Origin of the sequence: Acidithiobacillus thiooxidans ATCC 19377 (genome assembly GCF_009662475.1) — a bacterium.
Taxonomy (GTDB): domain Bacteria; phylum Pseudomonadota; class Gammaproteobacteria; order Acidithiobacillales; family Acidithiobacillaceae; genus Acidithiobacillus; species Acidithiobacillus thiooxidans.
In genome coordinates this window covers 1559162-1575091 of sequence record NZ_CP045571.1, presented here as the reverse complement: position 1 = coordinate 1575091, position 15930 = coordinate 1559162, and the positions used below count along the sequence as shown (strand labels likewise).

20 protein-coding genes are annotated in these 15930 nt (G+C 52.9%); 15 read left to right on the top strand and 5 right to left on the bottom strand.

Annotated elements, in window-relative coordinates; all coding sequences use genetic code 11:
• Positions 1–7: 7 nt before the first annotated feature.
• Positions 8–787 carry a GNAT family N-acetyltransferase gene (locus GCD22_RS08325; RefSeq protein WP_153940635.1) on the top strand — a complete coding sequence of 260 codons (780 nt, stop codon included), beginning with the start codon at positions 8–10 and terminating at the stop codon, positions 785–787.
• A gap of 253 nt (positions 788–1040) precedes the next feature.
• On the opposite strand, the gene istB is transcribed toward GCD22_RS08325, so the two are convergent.
• Genes istB through istA form a run of 3 tightly spaced genes read right to left on the bottom strand, consistent with a single transcriptional unit; the run spans position 1041 to position 3272 of the window.
• Entirely contained in the window at positions 1041–1775 is a 735-nt protein-coding gene (gene istB / locus GCD22_RS08320; protein WP_024893614.1) for an IS21-like element helper ATPase IstB, read from the bottom strand.
• Entirely contained in the window at positions 1765–2511 is a 747-nt protein-coding gene (locus GCD22_RS18160) for a Mu transposase domain-containing protein (protein ID WP_211371703.1), read from the bottom strand. The genes istB and GCD22_RS18160 overlap by 11 nt, the downstream gene beginning before the upstream one ends.
• On the bottom strand, positions 2466–3272 hold the full coding sequence (gene istA, locus GCD22_RS18155) for an IS21 family transposase (RefSeq protein WP_211371702.1): 807 nt from the start codon (positions 3270–3272) through the stop codon (positions 2466–2468). Before istA ends, GCD22_RS18160 begins: the two co-directional genes overlap by 46 nt.
• 261 nt (positions 3273–3533) lie before the next feature.
• Here istA and GCD22_RS08310 point away from each other — a divergent pair, with 261 nt between their 5' ends.
• The 14 genes from GCD22_RS08310 to GCD22_RS08245 all read left to right on the top strand — a co-directional run bounded on the left by GCD22_RS08310 (position 3534) and on the right by GCD22_RS08245 (position 13861).
• A complete protein-coding gene (locus tag GCD22_RS08310; protein ID WP_153940634.1) occupies positions 3534–4349 on the top strand; it encodes a hypothetical protein in 816 nt (271 codons plus the stop codon).
• 75 nt (positions 4350–4424) lie between these two features.
• A complete protein-coding gene (locus tag GCD22_RS08305) occupies positions 4425–4892 on the top strand; it encodes a hypothetical protein (RefSeq protein WP_153940633.1) in 468 nt (155 codons plus the stop codon).
• The gene (locus GCD22_RS08300) at positions 4885–5112 is read left to right on the top strand and encodes a hypothetical protein (protein ID WP_081576925.1); all 228 of its coding nucleotides are present in this window, start codon (positions 4885–4887) and stop codon (positions 5110–5112) included. The genes GCD22_RS08305 and GCD22_RS08300 overlap by 8 nt, the downstream gene beginning before the upstream one ends.
• A 23-nt stretch (positions 5113–5135) precedes the next feature.
• Positions 5136–5978 (top strand): thioredoxin fold domain-containing protein, encoded by an 843-nt coding sequence (locus tag GCD22_RS08295; protein WP_153940632.1) that lies wholly within the window; start codon positions 5136–5138, stop codon positions 5976–5978.
• A gap of 3 nt (positions 5979–5981) precedes the next feature.
• Positions 5982–6170, top strand: a complete 189-nt coding sequence (locus GCD22_RS08290; protein ID WP_153940631.1) for a hypothetical protein — start codon at positions 5982–5984, stop codon at positions 6168–6170.
• Between the two features lie 179 nt (positions 6171–6349).
• Positions 6350–6946 (top strand): 5' nucleotidase, NT5C type, encoded by a 597-nt coding sequence (locus GCD22_RS08285; RefSeq protein WP_153940630.1) that lies wholly within the window; start codon positions 6350–6352, stop codon positions 6944–6946.
• A complete protein-coding gene (locus tag GCD22_RS08280; RefSeq protein WP_153940629.1) occupies positions 6943–7092 on the top strand; it encodes a hypothetical protein in 150 nt (49 codons plus the stop codon). The genes GCD22_RS08285 and GCD22_RS08280 overlap by 4 nt, the downstream gene beginning before the upstream one ends.
• A gap of 1 nt (position 7093) precedes the next feature.
• Complete coding sequence (locus GCD22_RS08275; RefSeq protein WP_153940628.1) at positions 7094–7381, top strand: hypothetical protein; 288 nt, start codon at positions 7094–7096, stop codon at positions 7379–7381.
• Positions 7382–7420: 39 nt separating this feature from the next.
• Positions 7421–7585: a hypothetical protein gene (locus tag GCD22_RS08270; protein WP_153940627.1), complete on the top strand. Its 165-nt coding sequence runs from the start codon at positions 7421–7423 to the stop codon at positions 7583–7585.
• A gap of 9 nt (positions 7586–7594) precedes the next feature.
• Positions 7595–7849 (top strand): hypothetical protein, encoded by a 255-nt coding sequence (locus GCD22_RS08265; RefSeq protein ID WP_153940626.1) that lies wholly within the window; start codon positions 7595–7597, stop codon positions 7847–7849.
• A 167-nt stretch (positions 7850–8016) separates the two neighbouring features.
• Positions 8017–9249 carry a tyrosine-type recombinase/integrase gene (locus GCD22_RS08260; RefSeq protein WP_153940625.1) on the top strand — a complete coding sequence of 411 codons (1233 nt, stop codon included), beginning with the start codon at positions 8017–8019 and terminating at the stop codon, positions 9247–9249.
• Positions 9250–9253: 4 nt separating this feature from the next.
• Positions 9254–11239 carry a site-specific integrase gene (locus GCD22_RS08255; protein WP_153940624.1) on the top strand — a complete coding sequence of 662 codons (1986 nt, stop codon included), beginning with the start codon at positions 9254–9256 and terminating at the stop codon, positions 11237–11239.
• Positions 11239–13401 (top strand): hypothetical protein, encoded by a 2163-nt coding sequence (locus GCD22_RS08250; RefSeq protein WP_153940623.1) that lies wholly within the window; start codon positions 11239–11241, stop codon positions 13399–13401. Before GCD22_RS08255 ends, GCD22_RS08250 begins: the two co-directional genes overlap by 1 nt.
• Positions 13388–13861: a hypothetical protein gene (locus GCD22_RS08245; RefSeq protein WP_153940622.1), complete on the top strand. Its 474-nt coding sequence runs from the start codon at positions 13388–13390 to the stop codon at positions 13859–13861. The genes GCD22_RS08250 and GCD22_RS08245 overlap by 14 nt, the downstream gene beginning before the upstream one ends.
• A gap of 567 nt (positions 13862–14428) precedes the next feature.
• Here the strand turns inward: GCD22_RS08245 and GCD22_RS18490 are convergent.
• Both GCD22_RS18490 and lnt read right to left on the bottom strand, forming a co-directional pair.
• Complete coding sequence (locus GCD22_RS18490) at positions 14429–14965, bottom strand: apolipoprotein N-acyltransferase (RefSeq protein ID WP_244947611.1); 537 nt, start codon at positions 14963–14965, stop codon at positions 14429–14431.
• The gene (lnt, locus tag GCD22_RS18485) at positions 14965–15927 is read right to left on the bottom strand and encodes an apolipoprotein N-acyltransferase (protein WP_244947610.1); all 963 of its coding nucleotides are present in this window, start codon (positions 15925–15927) and stop codon (positions 14965–14967) included. The genes GCD22_RS18490 and lnt overlap by 1 nt, the downstream gene beginning before the upstream one ends.
• Between the last annotated feature and the right edge of the window lie 3 nt (positions 15928–15930).

Here is a 15930-nt window from a genome sequence, read left to right as displayed (position 1 = left end):
TGGTGATATGTCTAGTGAAGAATCTGTTACCGATGCGTTTGCGGTTATTCGGCCTTTTTTCTCGATTCCGCCAGAGAAGCGTTGGCAATCCTATATTCACTGTGGGGAGGAATGTCCCTCTGCATCACAGCTGAGAGCTTTTGCCGGGCGCTCTACATGGGAAAAGTTTCGGCAATCAGTTTTTCAGGATCATCAGACCTTGGGGAAAAGCCACAAAAAATATGCGCATCTCCTGACGGAAACCTGGTCGGTTATTAATCAAAAGAAGGCCCCTGGTGGCTGGTCTGCCGTACAAAAGCCGGATGTTTATCGTGAAGATGATGATGTGGTTGGCATTTTTGATGAATGCATGGTGGTGCGTGAGGGCGGCATAAACGGGCAAATTGTGGGCTTTGTGGATTACTGGCTGGCTATTCGTTTCCATGATTTTTACGCGGAAAAGAAAAAGGACCGTTGTCCCGCTTTTGATGGTTCGCTGAGGGTGACCATCGATCTTATCTATGTTTTACCGAGCTATCGGGGAAAAGGATTCGGGGCGGCATTGGGTGTGCGTGTATTCCATCGGTTGACATCCCTGCTCAAACACTTGCTGGTTACCCGAATGGATGGGCGGGGCGTTTGTTTGTCATCCATTTGTGTGGATGGGGATTGCGATTCTGAGGAAGGCTGTTATTGGCTGGGTTATTTGACTTCAGAACTCAAGAATTGGCACGAATGCGAACGCCGTGATGGACCGCATGCTGCCGCCTTGAAGCGCACTCAAGTCATCGGAGATTATGGATTCTGATCGTTTTCTAAAAAAGGCTGCCCGTGCCTAACGGCATTTTTGGAGATGGCATCATTTTTAGCGGAAATCAGTCATCCACGAAAAAGATAGCGCTTCCATAAGCGACAAAGACAAATATATACATACGGGATAATTAGTTACAAAAATAGATCGTTTTTTTGTAGTTTGGACAGAACCGTGCTATCGCCATTGGCTTGTCATGTCAAACAGCGTTTAAAAATGACCAGGTAACAGCGTCTATTTTTGACCAGTTTTAGAGGGGGTGGCTGCGACGTTTTTTGAACCGGTAAGAATCGTTTCCGGTCTCCAGAATATCGCAGTGGTGGGTCAGTCGATCGAGAAGCGCCGTGGTCATTTTGGCGTCTCCGAAGATCTTCACCCATTCTCCGAAGGAGAGGTTGGTGGTGATAATCAGCGCGGTCTGTTCGTAGAGTTTGCTGATCAGATGGAAGAGCAAGGCGCCTCCCGACTCCGAGAAGGGCAAGTAGCCCAATTCGTCGAGGATGACGAGGTCCAGGCTCTGCAGGGTTCTGACGAGGCGGCCGCCCTGGCCACGGGTTTTCTCCTGTTCCAGAGAGTTGACGAGATCGACTACGTTATACCAGCGTACCCGCTTGCTCTGGTCGATGGCGGCATGACCTAACGCCAGGGCCAGATGGGTTTTCCCGGTCCCTGTACCACCCACAAGAATGAGATTATGGGCAGACTCCAGGTATCCCCCTTGGGCCAGCGTGCGCAGGTGTTCTTCGGCCAAGGGGCTTTCCGTGAAGTCAAACTCATCCAGACTGCGCTGCAGGGGGAACCGGGCTATACGTCTTTGGTAACGCAGACTGCGGTAATGGCGGTCCTGTTTTTCGGCATCAATCAGGCTGGTCAGCCAGGAAACCGGCTCTGTGACCGGCCCGGGTTGCGCGACCCATTCCTGGTAGGCGGTCGCCATGCCATACAGATGCAGATCCTTGAGAGAGAGGGTCAGTTCAGTGGACATAAGGCTTCCCCCGCAAGGTATCGTAGCGACTGCAATCCGCCGTTGGCTCTTCTTTGAGATGCAGGGCTTCTGGAGTCTGCTGCGGGGATGGTGGCAGCGGGTGCGTCAGACGGTGTACCAGATTGAGGATTACCGTGACGGTAACGGTTTTCTGCTCCAGGGCCATGGCGCAGGCAGTCTCCAGTATGTCCATGCCATGGTCTCTGGCCGCCAGTAAGACTTCCACAAAGGCCTTATCTCCACCGGCTTTAGCCTGGAGATGCTCCTGCACCAGGGTGATGGCACGCGGTAGCTTCTGGAAGGGCAAGCCATTACGTAAAGCCCCCGGCTTACGCTCCAGAACCTGCAGGTAGTGCTGCGGGTCCGTGATGGTCTTGTCCCGCCCCATGCGCCGTGCATGGGTGGCAATCACCGCACTTTCCATCAATACCACGATACGATCCACATAGCGCCGTGCCCGCACCCATTCTCCTGCCCATTCTGCGGGTACGCTGTAGTGATTACGGTCCACCGATATCAGGCAGGTCGATTTGACCCGCACCCGGTCCTCCACATAGCCATCGAAGGTGGCTTGAAAGGGGCGCAGCAGCGCTTTCTCTTCCTGGAAGACCGCCCAGATCGTCCGCGTCTTCTGCTCGGGGTGTGCATGATTCTGTGCCCGCTCCTGACAGCGTTCCCAGAGCCAGGCGTTCAGCTGATCCAGTGTTTCAAAGCGCGGAAGCGGGGTAAAAACCATTCGCGGATATTGCCGACCTGATTCTCGACCTGTCCCTTCTCCCATCCGGCAGCGACCGTGCAGGCGGTGGGCCGAATCAGATAATGGTTCATGAGGGCCAGGAAGCGCCGATTGAAATCCCGTTCCTGACCTTTGTGGGAACGATGATAAACCACGTCCACAATGGTCTTGGGGTTATCGTAAATACCCCGCTCAGGGACCCCTTCAAAGGCCAGAAAAGCTTCCTGATGGGCGGCGAAGACCATCTCCTGGGTTTCTCTGGGATAGGCCCGGACAAAGGACATCCGGCTGTAAGTCAGGCGAAAGTGGGCGACCTTGATCGCCATGGCCACCCCATCCAGAATCACCGTCTCGCTGCTCCAGTCAAACTGATACGCTTCACCGGGACGGAAACTCAGGGGAACAAAGGCTTGGTGCAGACCAGGGCGAACGTTCGCCTTCCATGCCTTCACCCAGCGTTGAATGCTGTCATAGGCCCCCTGGTATCCTGCCTTCTGCAAACCCTCGAACAGTCTGCGTGCGGTCCGCTTCTGCTTGCGCGGTAAGTGCGCATCCGTCTCCAGCCATTGCTGCAGGATCGCCTCAAAAGCTCCCAATTGCGGCCGTGGTCGGGATTTCCGCTGGGGGTACTTCGGTTCATCTCCGACATGATCCAGATACTTGCGCACCGTAGCACGCGATAAATTCATTTTTCGAGAAATATGACTGACCGTCTCTTTGTCCAGATGATACAGACGGCGCACTTTGGCTATGGTTTCCATGCAAATCACTCCAGGTTCCTCCCGGCAAATCCGGCAGGTTATCAGGTGGTCAAATTAAACGCTGTTTTCCACCCAATTCTGGCAACTTTTGCACGCTGTTTAACAGCTTGTCAGAATAAACGCGAAAAAAGCCACTTTTCAAAAATAATAACGCGCAAAAATCGTGTGATAATCTGAAAGCTCATCTACGATAAACACGAGGATTTGAAGATGTCGATCAAAAAAAACAGGTTAAGTTTACCCATAGCAACAGCAGCATTCTTGGCCATTTCGTTGTCTGGGGTCGCCGTAGCCGATGCCGGCGTTTGGGGACTCAATAAGCATCCGGCACCGTCCATGGGTTCGCATTCATCGATTTTTGCGCTCAATAACAGTGTTTCCATCGCAGCGGATGGCACGCTGATGAACTACCAGGAACACATCAATCCGGGTCCTTCGGATACTGAGTCCGGTTGGATGCCGGGGTTCAAGGTGGCCGGTAGTTATATGGACCACCAGAATATCTACCTGCATTTGGGCTATGCCTACAATTCCGGTGGTATTCATTATGACGGGGCCAATCTGGAAACGGGCGCCCCTGCTTATACGACCGACCGGGCCACGACGCAGCGTTTGTTGGGCAAGATTGGTTACGGATTCTGGTTATCTCCCCACATGGCCATCACCCCGTATGTCGCAGCGGGTTTCCAGTCGTGGCATCGCAATCTGCTGATTACGGGCGGACAGGAAATCGAAGATTACAGCTCGCCCTTGGCGGGTGTCGGTGCCTTGTTCCAGTACCAGATGACGCCACGCATGGTGTTGTCTGCGGATGCGGAAGTGCTGGCGGTTACCGGGGGTGGCATGACGCCGCATATTACCGGCATTTCGGCACCCAGCGCGAAGTTTGGAACCAGTGGTGAAGAAAAGCTGGGGCTGTCTGCCAATTATCGCATTGATGGTCCGTTTAGTGTCTTTGGTGGTTTGAGCTTCACCCACTTTACCTATACCGGCGGGGCAATGGGTAAATACTTCATGGAACCTGCGAGCTCCACCAACCGTTTCGGTATGGATGCGGGTATCCGTTACAACTTTTAAGCGTCGTACCGCCTATAAACCGATCACCGGTGGTGGTGGTCGGCTATTTCCTGCCGAGTATAGAGGAGGTATTAGATGGGGCATTGGAATCGTTTAACCCCTTTAACGCCAGAATTGGCTAAAACCATCGGAAAGGATCCGGTGCTTATTTTCATAGATACCTTGGGTGTGATAGAGGCCTGTTTACGCCAAAGTTCGGATTATCCGGAAGATGGCGAATGGATTTGGTTTGGTAGCATGAATATCGAGCACTGGCCTTTTGATATGGCCTCGTACTGGATGCCACTACCGGCTCAACCACACAAAACATCCTCACAAGAGCGTCCAAAGGACCAGGAAACGGTCCTGATATGGGTCAAAAATCTTTATGGTAAATTCCCCGCGCCAGAATTCGGCTGGCTGCAGGCCCGGTATCATGCCGAAGATTGCAGTTGGCGCGCTGCCAATGCTTCGGATACCTACTGGATTCATGATTCTGAAGTGATGGGTTGGATACCCTTCCCGGAAAAAAAGCGGAATCCAACAGGGTTCATGCATGGCTGATATCAGCACGGATAATCAGCAATTCATCGACGCTACCGAAGCGAGGGGTGAAGAAACGTTTATGTACAAGGACCCGAGAAGTGGGGAATTCTTGCTGGTCTCAGGGAGTCCAGAAAGCATTCGGCTGCTCGTCGATATTATCGATGACTACGAGTTAGTCAGTGAAGTGGCGGCGGATATCGCCACAGAATTGGAGCGTCTGCATCTGGATGTTAAATAATCGGTTAAATTGTGAGGTACATAATGTCACATAAAGAAATTCGTAAAGCTTTTTTGGGCGCATTATCTACGGCGTTGGTTATGGGCGGTGTAGTGGCTGTTTCTGCACAGGCGGCCGTGCCTGATTATGGTCCGCTCATCCAAAAGCTGTCCCATCAGCGATTGCATTTGGTCAAAACCCTGCCGACGGGTGTCCATGGGTTGACGGCAATCCTGGCAGAAACAGCTACCGGGCAGAAAAGTTTAGCTTTTGGCCTGGATGGAAAATACTTGATACCCGGGCCGGTGATTGCCGCCAACGGGAAAATGCTGAATACCGAAATGGCAGAAAAGCTCGGTTTGGTGCCCAAGCCTTTACCCGTTGCGCAAGTGTTAAATCAGGCCGTCGCCGCACCGGGCTTTGTGTTGGGTCATGGTGGTCCCATGGTGGCTGCTTTCATGGATCCGAATTGCATTTTTTGCCACAAGTTCTATGAAGCAGTTTTGCCGGAATTGAAAGCGGGCAAGCTCCGTATCAAAGTCGTACCGGTAGCCTTTTTGAAGCCGTCCAGTCTGCTCAAAGCCGTTGCTATTCTATCGGCCAAGGACCCGGCCAAGGCCTGGGCATTTGATGAAGCACATTTTAATGTCCATACGGAAGAAGGCGGTATCACGCCGGCGAAGAACCTGAAAGTACCGGCAACGGCACGCATAGAAGCCAATACCCATCTTTTGGCGCGAACGGGTGAAATCGCCACGCCGACGGTGATGGTTTGTCGGAAAGATGGAAAACCCGTCTTGTGGCATGGGGTCGCGCCAGACCACCTGAAGCAGATTCAGGATGGATCTATCGGCGATTTGTTGCCGACGGGAAGCTGCCGGGGGTAAATCATGCGCTTTGAAAGACACGATGGTGAAAAAAACTACGGATTTGTCTGCGTCAAAGATAGCCAAACCGTGACCTTAAAGGGCGAGTTTGATATCGAATTTGATGTGAATATGCAGACCTTGCTTCAGAACTATCGTCCGATTTTGGAAGAGGGAGAACTCTGGCCGGAAGATCTTCCGCGTGTGGATTAATCCAAAACAAACTCCGCTTTGACATCTCCATATTCAGGGGTGATTGGACTTGGGAGAGGCTTCAGCTCTTCCAGGCCGTTTCGCTCGGGGGATGTCGGGTGCGGATTGAAATATCAGGCATAAGAACTGGATTTAAGCGCCAGATTTTCTTAAGAATGTAAAAACAAGGATGGTTAGCCATGATAATTTCGCGGCAACATAAGCCGCCGGTTGTGTTAGATGTGGACGGGGTTCTGCTCAACTTCGAGCAAGCCTGGAAACAGTGTGCCGAAGAAACGCTGCAACATGCGGTGATCCGAAAGAAAAATACCTGGGATTTAGCTACACGATTTGGCTTGTCGCCGGAGAATGTTCGGCAGGTCTGGGACGCCTTTCATGCCGATGGCTGGTTTGGACGGGTTGACCCGTATCCCAACGCCTGGGAGTTGGTGGGTACCCTAAAAGCGATGGGTTGCGAGGTCTTTGCCATTACCAATGTGGACCCCGCCTTTTTTCGGGAACGGGCATTGACCCTGGGGGACCTGATTCCTGAAAAGAATCTGCGATTGCTCGGGGCGAAAGCCTCACCAGAGCAGCGCTTGTCGGTACTGCGCGCACTCGGGGCGCGGGCCTTTCTTGATGATCGTGTCGGCAATGTCAATCTGGCGGCTTTCCATGTTCCGGTGAGTGCCTGGCTCTGCCAGGGCTATCAGGATGCGGATGCGCCCGCCGATGGGGTGACCGTGCTGGATGCCGCTTTGGATTTTCCCTTGTTATTGGAATCCATGTTGCCATGATCTGGTTCATTTTGCTGCTGTTGATGGGCATGACCTTGCTCGTGGCCAGCTATATTTCCTTGTCCATCTTTGTGCTCAGCGAAGCTTATCGCATCGAACAGGAAGAAATGCAGGGCGTTTGGGAAACAGAAAAAAAGGAGGACTGAATTGGCGGATATCCAAAAAATCGCCGAACGAATTTTTGCGCATGTGGAAAATGGGGATTTGCCCTCGGGCTATGCAGTCGCCATGGGCGCGCTGATTGAGATTTACGCCCACGATGAGCAGGTGCATGCGTGGGTATTGGCGGCGTTGCCTGCCGCTGTCGATAAGTTGCTGGCCTGCATGGTTCGGCATGGTCCATTGCTAAATGATCACTGGATACATGCCTATCTGCGACAGAGCGAAGAAGAAAGCGCCGTAGATGCTTCACTCGGGGAGCCTATTGGGCTGTGATAACATGATTATTATCAATCACACAAGGAATAATGCATCATGGAAAAAGACAACAGGACCCAACAACCACTCTCTTTCGAAGCGGCTAAAAAAGACCGCGACGCAGAGTTCGCCTTACTCGAAAAATTATTAGGTGAGGAATATGTCCGCGCGCTTCAGCCGGCCCGCTCAGAAAAACCGGCGCCCGTCATTCCTTTACGCTAATCACCGAAAATGCCCATTATTCAGTATCGGCGTCCGGATGCAGAGGCCGTTCAGCGGCTGATACAATCCGGTATCCACCCCGTTATTGCCCGCATACTGGCGGGTCGCGGGGTGGCTGAACCGGAATCGGTGGCCCTTTTGCTGCGTGCCTTGGAACAACCGGGGAGCATGCGCGATTTGGAAAAAGCCGCCCATCTGGTCGCGGAATGTGTTCTGAAACAAAAAACCCTCTTTGTGATAGGCGATTACGACGTCGCAATATGAACATTCAAAACTGACCTGGCCTGCTCGTCCAGACGGGTAATCTTCATCCGCGTAGAATGAAGGGAACGGACGCAGAAATGCGTTCACTTTATAATAATAATATGATTGATATTAGTGTGTTATTGGCGTATAAAGATGTACTGACCAAATAAATTGGGGCTTGGATAATGAACGGTGGCGTGGCGGTTCACATCACTCGGGACTTCGGAGGCCTGAAGGTGGGGCAGCCGAGTTTGTTCTGGGAGCCAGAACAACTACTGTTCGAGGAAGCGACCGCGTTCCTTAACGACGAGTACTGCCAATCGGGATCCCGGTCGTCGCCGCGAACCTGGAAAAATGTTGCTAGCGCATTGATGTTTTGGTTTAACTGGTGTTTGGAGGCTAACGTTGATTGGCGGACTGCATCTCAGGATGATTTGATTGATTTCCGAGATGGCTTGTCCACGGCTATCAGTCCCGTGACGGGCGACACCTACAGCAGCGGGACGATCATCGCTTACATGCAGCCGGTTATTGCTTTCTACGATTACGCCCGGCGGCACAAAGCGTACTTCGGGGATATTTGCAGCGCTGATGGGTTGAAATCAAAATCAGCCTCGGAAGAATCGCTCGGTACTCTATCGGACGCCTCGCGGTTGGTGCCCTCTCGACGCGCTAAGAAAAATGCAATCCGACCGTTCCAGACCGGAGAACTAAGGAAGTTCCTGGCGGTGCTTGGTCCCTCTGCAACGGAGCGGGAAGTAGGGGACCTGCGCCCAAGCAGAGACAGACTTATGGCGGATTGGGGTTGGGCGGTTGGCCTCCGCCTTTCGGAGATCATGACCCTCAATCCGTATCAGTTCCTTGCGATGCATCCTGATGGGGAATCCCCCTTCTCCCAGCAAGCCGTTGAAGTGATTGGCAAAGGCAATGTGGCGCGAAATGTCGCCGTGCCGAACTGGTTGATCGCAGATACGCTCCAATACATGCAAGGAGAGCGGGCACGAACGCTGGAACTGGGGCGCAAGAAAGGAAGGCGGGCGCCCAAAGTCCTATTTCTGGCAGGTACGCGTTCACCAGATCCAGGATCACCTTTCACCCCGCGGCGGTTCGAGACGATCGTCGGAGATGCCTGCATTTTCGCAGGCTTGATGCGGTTGAAGCAACGCATTGATCCAGACACCGGCATAACGACGCAGGTTTCGGTTGCCAATCACTGCGTGCACGATCTCCGGCACACCTATGCCGTTTACACCTATTGGATCGAGGTGGGGAATGGGAATTCGGAACCATGGAAGGTGATCCAGGCGCAACTTGGTCATGAGCAGATGGAAACGACTATTCGGACTTACCTGAAGTTTGTCCAGTTGTTTGGCCCTCGTGGCCAACAGGACATTAGATCTCTTGTAGGCTTGGAATAGGGCAATGGCCAAGAATAAGAAGCGATCCCCTGCAAGCACTGTTGCCAAAGCCTCGATGCTAGCAAAGTCAGCCACCATCGCACACGACGACCGACCAGGATCTAATGCCACTCTTCCGCGACGCGCAGAGGTCAAGCGTAAGCCAACTTCGGCTGCTTCTGTCGCTGCTCAGATCCGTAGGAAGTCGGAAGAGACCGCGAACGTTGTAGATCTAGGGGCGGCTCGTCTAAAGCAAACCAAACTCCATTTCAGTAATGACTTTCACGATATCCGCGTTGAGTTTCCGGGTCCTGATCGTGAGCCCTACGTTTTAGACCTTTCGTTTCTGGGACTGGCACCCCACCTAGCCAAGCCGCTAGCTGAGGGTTTCCGGATTTATGGTGTTGGTAAGCGCCAGAAGACGATCATAGGGCGTAGATCCGAGCTTCAGGTTGGATTTTTAGTCTTCTTGCAGGAAAACGATCTGTTACACATCACTCTCGAAGAAATGGATCGTCCTTTATGGAATCAGTTCAAGCAGTGGCTTGACACGAAGATTGATCAGAGACATGGAAAGGCTATTCATCCGAAAACCAGGGCGACGACCTTCGGGGCATTGGTTGTTGTGATGGAAGCATTGAAGTCGGTTCCAGAATTCAGTCGATTGGCACGAGTTGCCTTTGATGCAAGACCGAACGTCACTTGGGATAATGTTGAAACGCGAACCACACCACGAGAAAGATTGTCGTATGAAGCATTGCAGGCAATCGATAACGCGGTGGCCAAGGATGTTGATGCGCTTCGCGCAAGAATAGAGAAGTCAGAGCAGTTGTTGCGGGAGGGGCGCGCAAGGCTTGCTGCAGAGGATTTCGATCTTTTCGATCTGGCCACGTGCGCGGCTTATATCGCTCAGAATTACCCCGAAGGCCTCCCGTCTTTGAGCGTATTGAAAGAACGTAATCCAGATTTGTATCGCTACTTTCACTGTAGCAGGAAAGCGCATAGGATCGTGCAGCTTAAGGAAATCCTCTATCCAGATGCCCGCGACCTCGTGCCACTGGTTGTTTTCCTAGCTATCGAGTCCGCTATGAATCCGACGACATTGTTTGAGTTGGAGTGGTCAGATATCAATCCTGGAGACCTGCTCGGTCAGCCAGTGATTCGATTGAGTGGGACCAAGTGGCGAGCAAGCGAAGATCCGCTGGTCCCGATTCCGGCGGCTCGCATTGAGCCGGTCTTAGATCTTCTTAAACGCTTAACGAAGCTGGTGCGCACGACTGTCAGCCATTCCCTGAAGGACCGGGTGTTCCTTTTTAACCGGTTTCATGGAACCAATACTGCGGGCCGGGGATTTGGTGGGAATGACAGAGGAATATCTTACTCCGATTGCATGTGGCGACGCGGTCTGGTGGAGTTCTGCGAGGATTATGGACTCCCGCCGTTTAAGCTCAGCCAGATCAGGGCAACAATCGGCGACGAAGTTGCCTTCCGTAAGGGCATCGTGGTGTCAAGTCAGGTTCTTGGACACAAGGATGTTCGGACTACGGATATGCATTATGTTAGTAATGGAACACGGTGGCGGGAAGCCGAGTGGCTTGGGCACGCCATGCTCTTCATGGAACGATGGTTCAGATCGGACGGGAAGATCGATCCGCGTCGACGCCGGCTCACACCGCGCATGGATCGTGGCGCTGCCACACCGGGGTTCCATTGTTTCGATCCCTACGATTCGCCATGGCCGATGCAGCGCAAGAATCGGTTGTGCGCTGCTTACGGTCAATGCCCCTCCTGTCCATTGGCGGCAGCTGACATCCATGATCCCGGAGCTGTCGCGTTGTACCTGTCTTTGCGGACGGCGATTTTTGATGCACAAGGTCGGATCGCCGGTGAGGCTTGGGTAGAGCGTTACGTCCGTGTGCTCGTTGATCTCGATGCACTACTGAAGCATGTACCAGCCGACGTCATGGACTCGGCCAAGCGCTTCCATGTGATTCTGCCGGCGGTGGAGTGATGAATATGTTGACTGCAGAAATCATTCGTACAAGCTCGAGTGCTCCGTTCCACCTCCGCCCGGAAGTTGAACTGGATGGGGTCTGGGTGTCCTCGAGGAGTTGCTGGAGGGATCCGATCTGGTGGCTGGATAATCCGAGCATCGGCCAGCGCCCCTTGGCAGCTAAAGTGACTTGGGATATGGAGTTGCCAGATGGGCGAAACCTCCTTAACTCGGAGCATTCTCAATTACTTGGATGGCTACGAAGATTTGTCTGGAGTCTGTTTGTTGATCCCCGAGACAAGGCAAAGGCATATAAAACTGGGAATGGCGGTCTGTTGACGCAGGGTCTTCGGGTAGTCGTGCCGTGGATGGTCGAACGTGGGCAGATTTGGCCAAAAAATGTGGACAAGGAGTTCGTTGCCGCGTTCATAGATGATCTGCCGTCGATTATCGCCGTAAACGTAGATGACGAAGAGGTTATCGGGGAAGGAGCAGCCTATAGGCCTCTGAAAATCATTGACCTGCTCTGGCGGCAGCGCCAAGCTCTGGAAGAAGCGGGCATTTCACCGATGCCGGAACGGCCTTGGATTGACGAGAAAGGTGCCAACTCGATTGTCAGGCGGATCATCACCGAGGCGCGGGGTTGGATCCGGCCTTTGCCAGACGAAGTGGCCATTCCACTGGTGAACAAGGCGGCATGGTTTCTTGGAGCCCCTGCTGAAGTTGTCTTGGAGGCGCGTGAAAAAATCGAGGAGGCCTACCACCGAATCGGAACCCACCCTAAAGGACCTGGGCAGTCTCAGGGTACTCACCTAATGCGCATTAACGCTGCTCTACATGACTATGAATTATCTGTCCTTGATGGTGAGTCTGGGGCGTGGTATGCCCCTTTGAGCAAATGCAAGATTAAAAAAAATAGAGAGTCGGGTGCGATATTACGGGTCCGACAGTTGGTTGTTGCTATTACGGGGGCTGCGTGTATCACAATCCAATCCTCAACTGGCATGCGTGCAAGCGAGATATGTGCTTTGCGCGCAGGCGTTGATCCGGAAACCGGTCTACCGCATGGGGTCCGTATCGTCGAGACATCGTCGGGGCTCAATGAAGCATTCGTGCTTCGATCCGAGCTGAGCAAGGAGGAAGAGGTTCCGCGTGATGTAGACTGGTTGCTCGGAATGCGGCCGAAAGGCGGCGACGAAATCCCCCTTCCGGTCCGTGCCATGCTCGTGCTTGACAGGCTGTACGCACATGAACGCAAACTTGCCGAAATAGATCGACTGTTGATCACCATCAATTCCGGGATGTCCTTTGCCTGGAAGAAAACGGGAGTCACCCTCTTCAACACCGCCCGGCTGAACGCTTTTGTCAAGAAGTTCATTGAGCGGTGGGTAGATCTGTCCGGCTTGCCGGACGAATCTGCACACCGAATTTCCGAGAATGACCTCATACCTTGGCGCGAGTCGAAGGGTCGCATCATCCGGCCACACCAGTTTCGCAAGACCTATGCGCAGTTCGCGTTGTCCATTGATCCGCGTCTGCTGCCGGCCGTTCAGCGCCAATACCACCACGTGGCCATGGCTATCACGGAAGGTGGCTACTGGGGGAGCAATCGAATCCAGATCGAACCGATCAATGCCATGGCATCCCAACTTACGGCCATGCAAATGTATGAAATGGCGACCGGCCGGACAAAGGTCGCCGGAAAGATGGGCGCCCAACTTGAGGAAGGGATCGATGAGGTGCGCAAGTTGGTCGAGGGTGCGGGTTTGGAAGTAGGTTGGCGGCGCGTGATGCGCTTCGTTCGGGATAACAGCTTGCACATGTGGTTTGCCCCGCCTGGTAATTGCTTCCCGATGAACCCGGAGAAGATGGGTTGCCATAAGGCAGCGGGGACACACCCAATTGGACTACCCATCCCTAACTTCACTACGCGAGAACCGTCACTCTGTGCGGGTTGCGACTGCTTCATTCTGGACTTGCGCCACGTTGGGTTCTGGCAGGAACGGTATGTCACTAATGCCGTGGCACATCAGCAAGCCGAGGCGCGAGGGCAGGGCAGCATGTTCCGCGTGGCGGCTATGCGGGCTTCAGTGGCAAAAAAGCTCCTGGAGCGCCTGGGGATCAATACCGCTTCGTTGGATCTGCGCGTGGAACAGGAACTCGTCGATGTCAGGCACTAGAAAACGGCCTCCCAAGGCAGTCATCGAAAAGGATTTTGACGATGCGATCGACCGTCTGGAAAAGAAGAAACCAAAGGACCCTCTGCTGAAGCGACTTGCTGCAGAGGGGCGCCTGCAAATCAACTTTTCGACGGTTGCCAAAGAGGCTAAACACTCGCGGACTTTGATCGCACACGCAAAGTGTCAATATCAGTCACAAAGGGTCAGAGTGTTGCAGTTGATGCGCCCTGGTGAGGTTGCTGCGCCAAGGACCGCGAGTGAGGTGATCTCTCGTCTTCGGGAAGACGTGGCGGACCTGAAGATCAAGCTGCATGCTGCTCTGAGTGGTCAGGCAGCTCATTTTCTGGCACGTCAACGAGCAGAACGTGAGGCGGAGCGATGGCGAAAGGAAGCTCAGCGGCGAGAGAATCTGCTGAAGGAGCGCGATAAGTTGCACATGGTCAACCAGGATAGCGAGTGATGAGGTACCCTGATTATTGTGGACACTCCCGATTGGATATAATGGATTGGGGACGATTTTATGGGGAAAAGTTCAGAGCTATACGGCAGAGTTTCGGGCCTAAGCCGTCAAATTGGTTTTGGCGCAGGGGATCACGTTGCAGGAAGCTTCACAGCGGATTTCGGTGCCCAAAGGCACCTTGCGGGTGCTCCTGGAGCGCGTGCTGTGGCAGAGATGGAAGTAGAGAATAAACGGCTATTTGCAAAATCTAGTTGGGAGCACCTGGTCTCCTAGGATGCGAAAGCTCGATTGATCGGGTAGCCCTTGGTTGAAAAGTGGGCACAACGTTCCTGAAATGTAGGTGCGGGCTGGTTGGACTGGGATAATTCCACAACTTGCGGATCCCTTCTTCTACCAACTGCGCTAAGACTGGTATAGACTGAAAGCGGACGTTGAATTTAACTCGAATTTTGCATTACTCTTAATCCTGCGAAGGTTGCCTGTTCCCCCAATCGCGCCTAAAAGAATCCGGTCCCCAGTCAACATACATGGTGGTAGTCTATCCGCTGGCTCATCTGTTGTGTGAGTTTATTGCACGTCATTCTCCACGCCTGTCCGCTGGATCGGACGAAAGGCCTGAATAATCAGAGCAAAAAGGCAGATAATTAAGAATGGCAAGTCACCTAACATTCCAAATGGTGTTTTTCCTTTTCTCGGGTTTATTTTCCCATTCAAGGCTCCGCTAACAAACTCCGGAAGCTTCGCTTGCACTCTCCCGTTTGGCGAAATGATTGCAGTCACTCCGGTATTTGTAGCGCGAATATCCGGTTTCTCCTCTTCCCGTGCTTGCATGGCAGCCATTTGAAGACTCTGCGGTAACGCAGTGCTATGCCCAAACCAGGAGTAATCACTAATATTCGTTAGAAATGTTGCCCCTTCCACTACTCCTTTCCGGACATCTCGTGAAAAGGATTCCTCATAGCAAATCGTCATACCATCCCGCAGACCATCCACATGCAATGTAGAGGACCCATTTCCAGGTGTAAAACTACCCAAGCCAGGGAGAAAATGATGTACCAAAGGACCTAGCAAGTGCGGAAAGGGGATATATTCACCAAAAGGCACTAAATGCTGTTTGCGATACCACTAGGAGACGTACCATCAATGTCCAAAGCCGCGTTGTAATAGCGCCGACGCGCATATTGAACGATACCCAGAATAATCTGCGTATGATGATGCGCAGACCACACCTGTAAGCCATGAAGTAAATCCGGGATCTGCGTTTGAAAAACGGGAAACGCCGTCTCCGGCAAGACATCCAGCATGGTACCTCTCGGTGTGGCGAGAATGAGTTTCACATACCGATTCAGCACGGCATCAAGTTGATGGGTATTCCATTTTTCCGTGACTGGAATATCCCCTTGAATTAGCCGAACCGAAAGAGGATGGGGCATGGGCCGGGTCCATTGAATCTCCGCACTGACGGCACCCCCCGCGTACAGAAGCGTTATTGCACCGACCGTACTCATGACCATGCGGCGCTCGGACCGATGGCGGTAGAGCAATAGGATCAGAGAGGCTACGCAGGCCGTAGCCAGTCCGACACCATACTGACCTAGTAACGGAGCCCACCCCCCTAGAATACTCCAGGTCTGGCTATACCCGGTGGCCAACCAGGGAAATCCCGTAAAAAGATGTGCGCGTAGCCATTCGGAAAGCACCCAGACAAATGGAAGTGCAAACAGACCCTTTCGTGGCCACCATTTCCTCGCAATCCATAGAGCGAGCGCTGGATATAATGCGCAATAAAACGCCAGCAATAAGACTGCTGTGCCGGATAGTACCCAGTCCATATGGGCAAAATTGTGCAGCGGAATTGCGAGCCAATATATGCCCACAGCAAAGGCAGATAAGCCGAAGGTGAATCCTGTCCACGCAGCAAGGCGCGGTGATGCGCGATCCGCTATCGCAAATAAACCCACCAGTAAAATGATCGCCAGATACGATTGGTCAAAGGGGGCAAATGCCAGTGGCCAACAGGCACCAAGAACCAAACCGGCAATCCACACCAATCGGGAGAACGCCATACC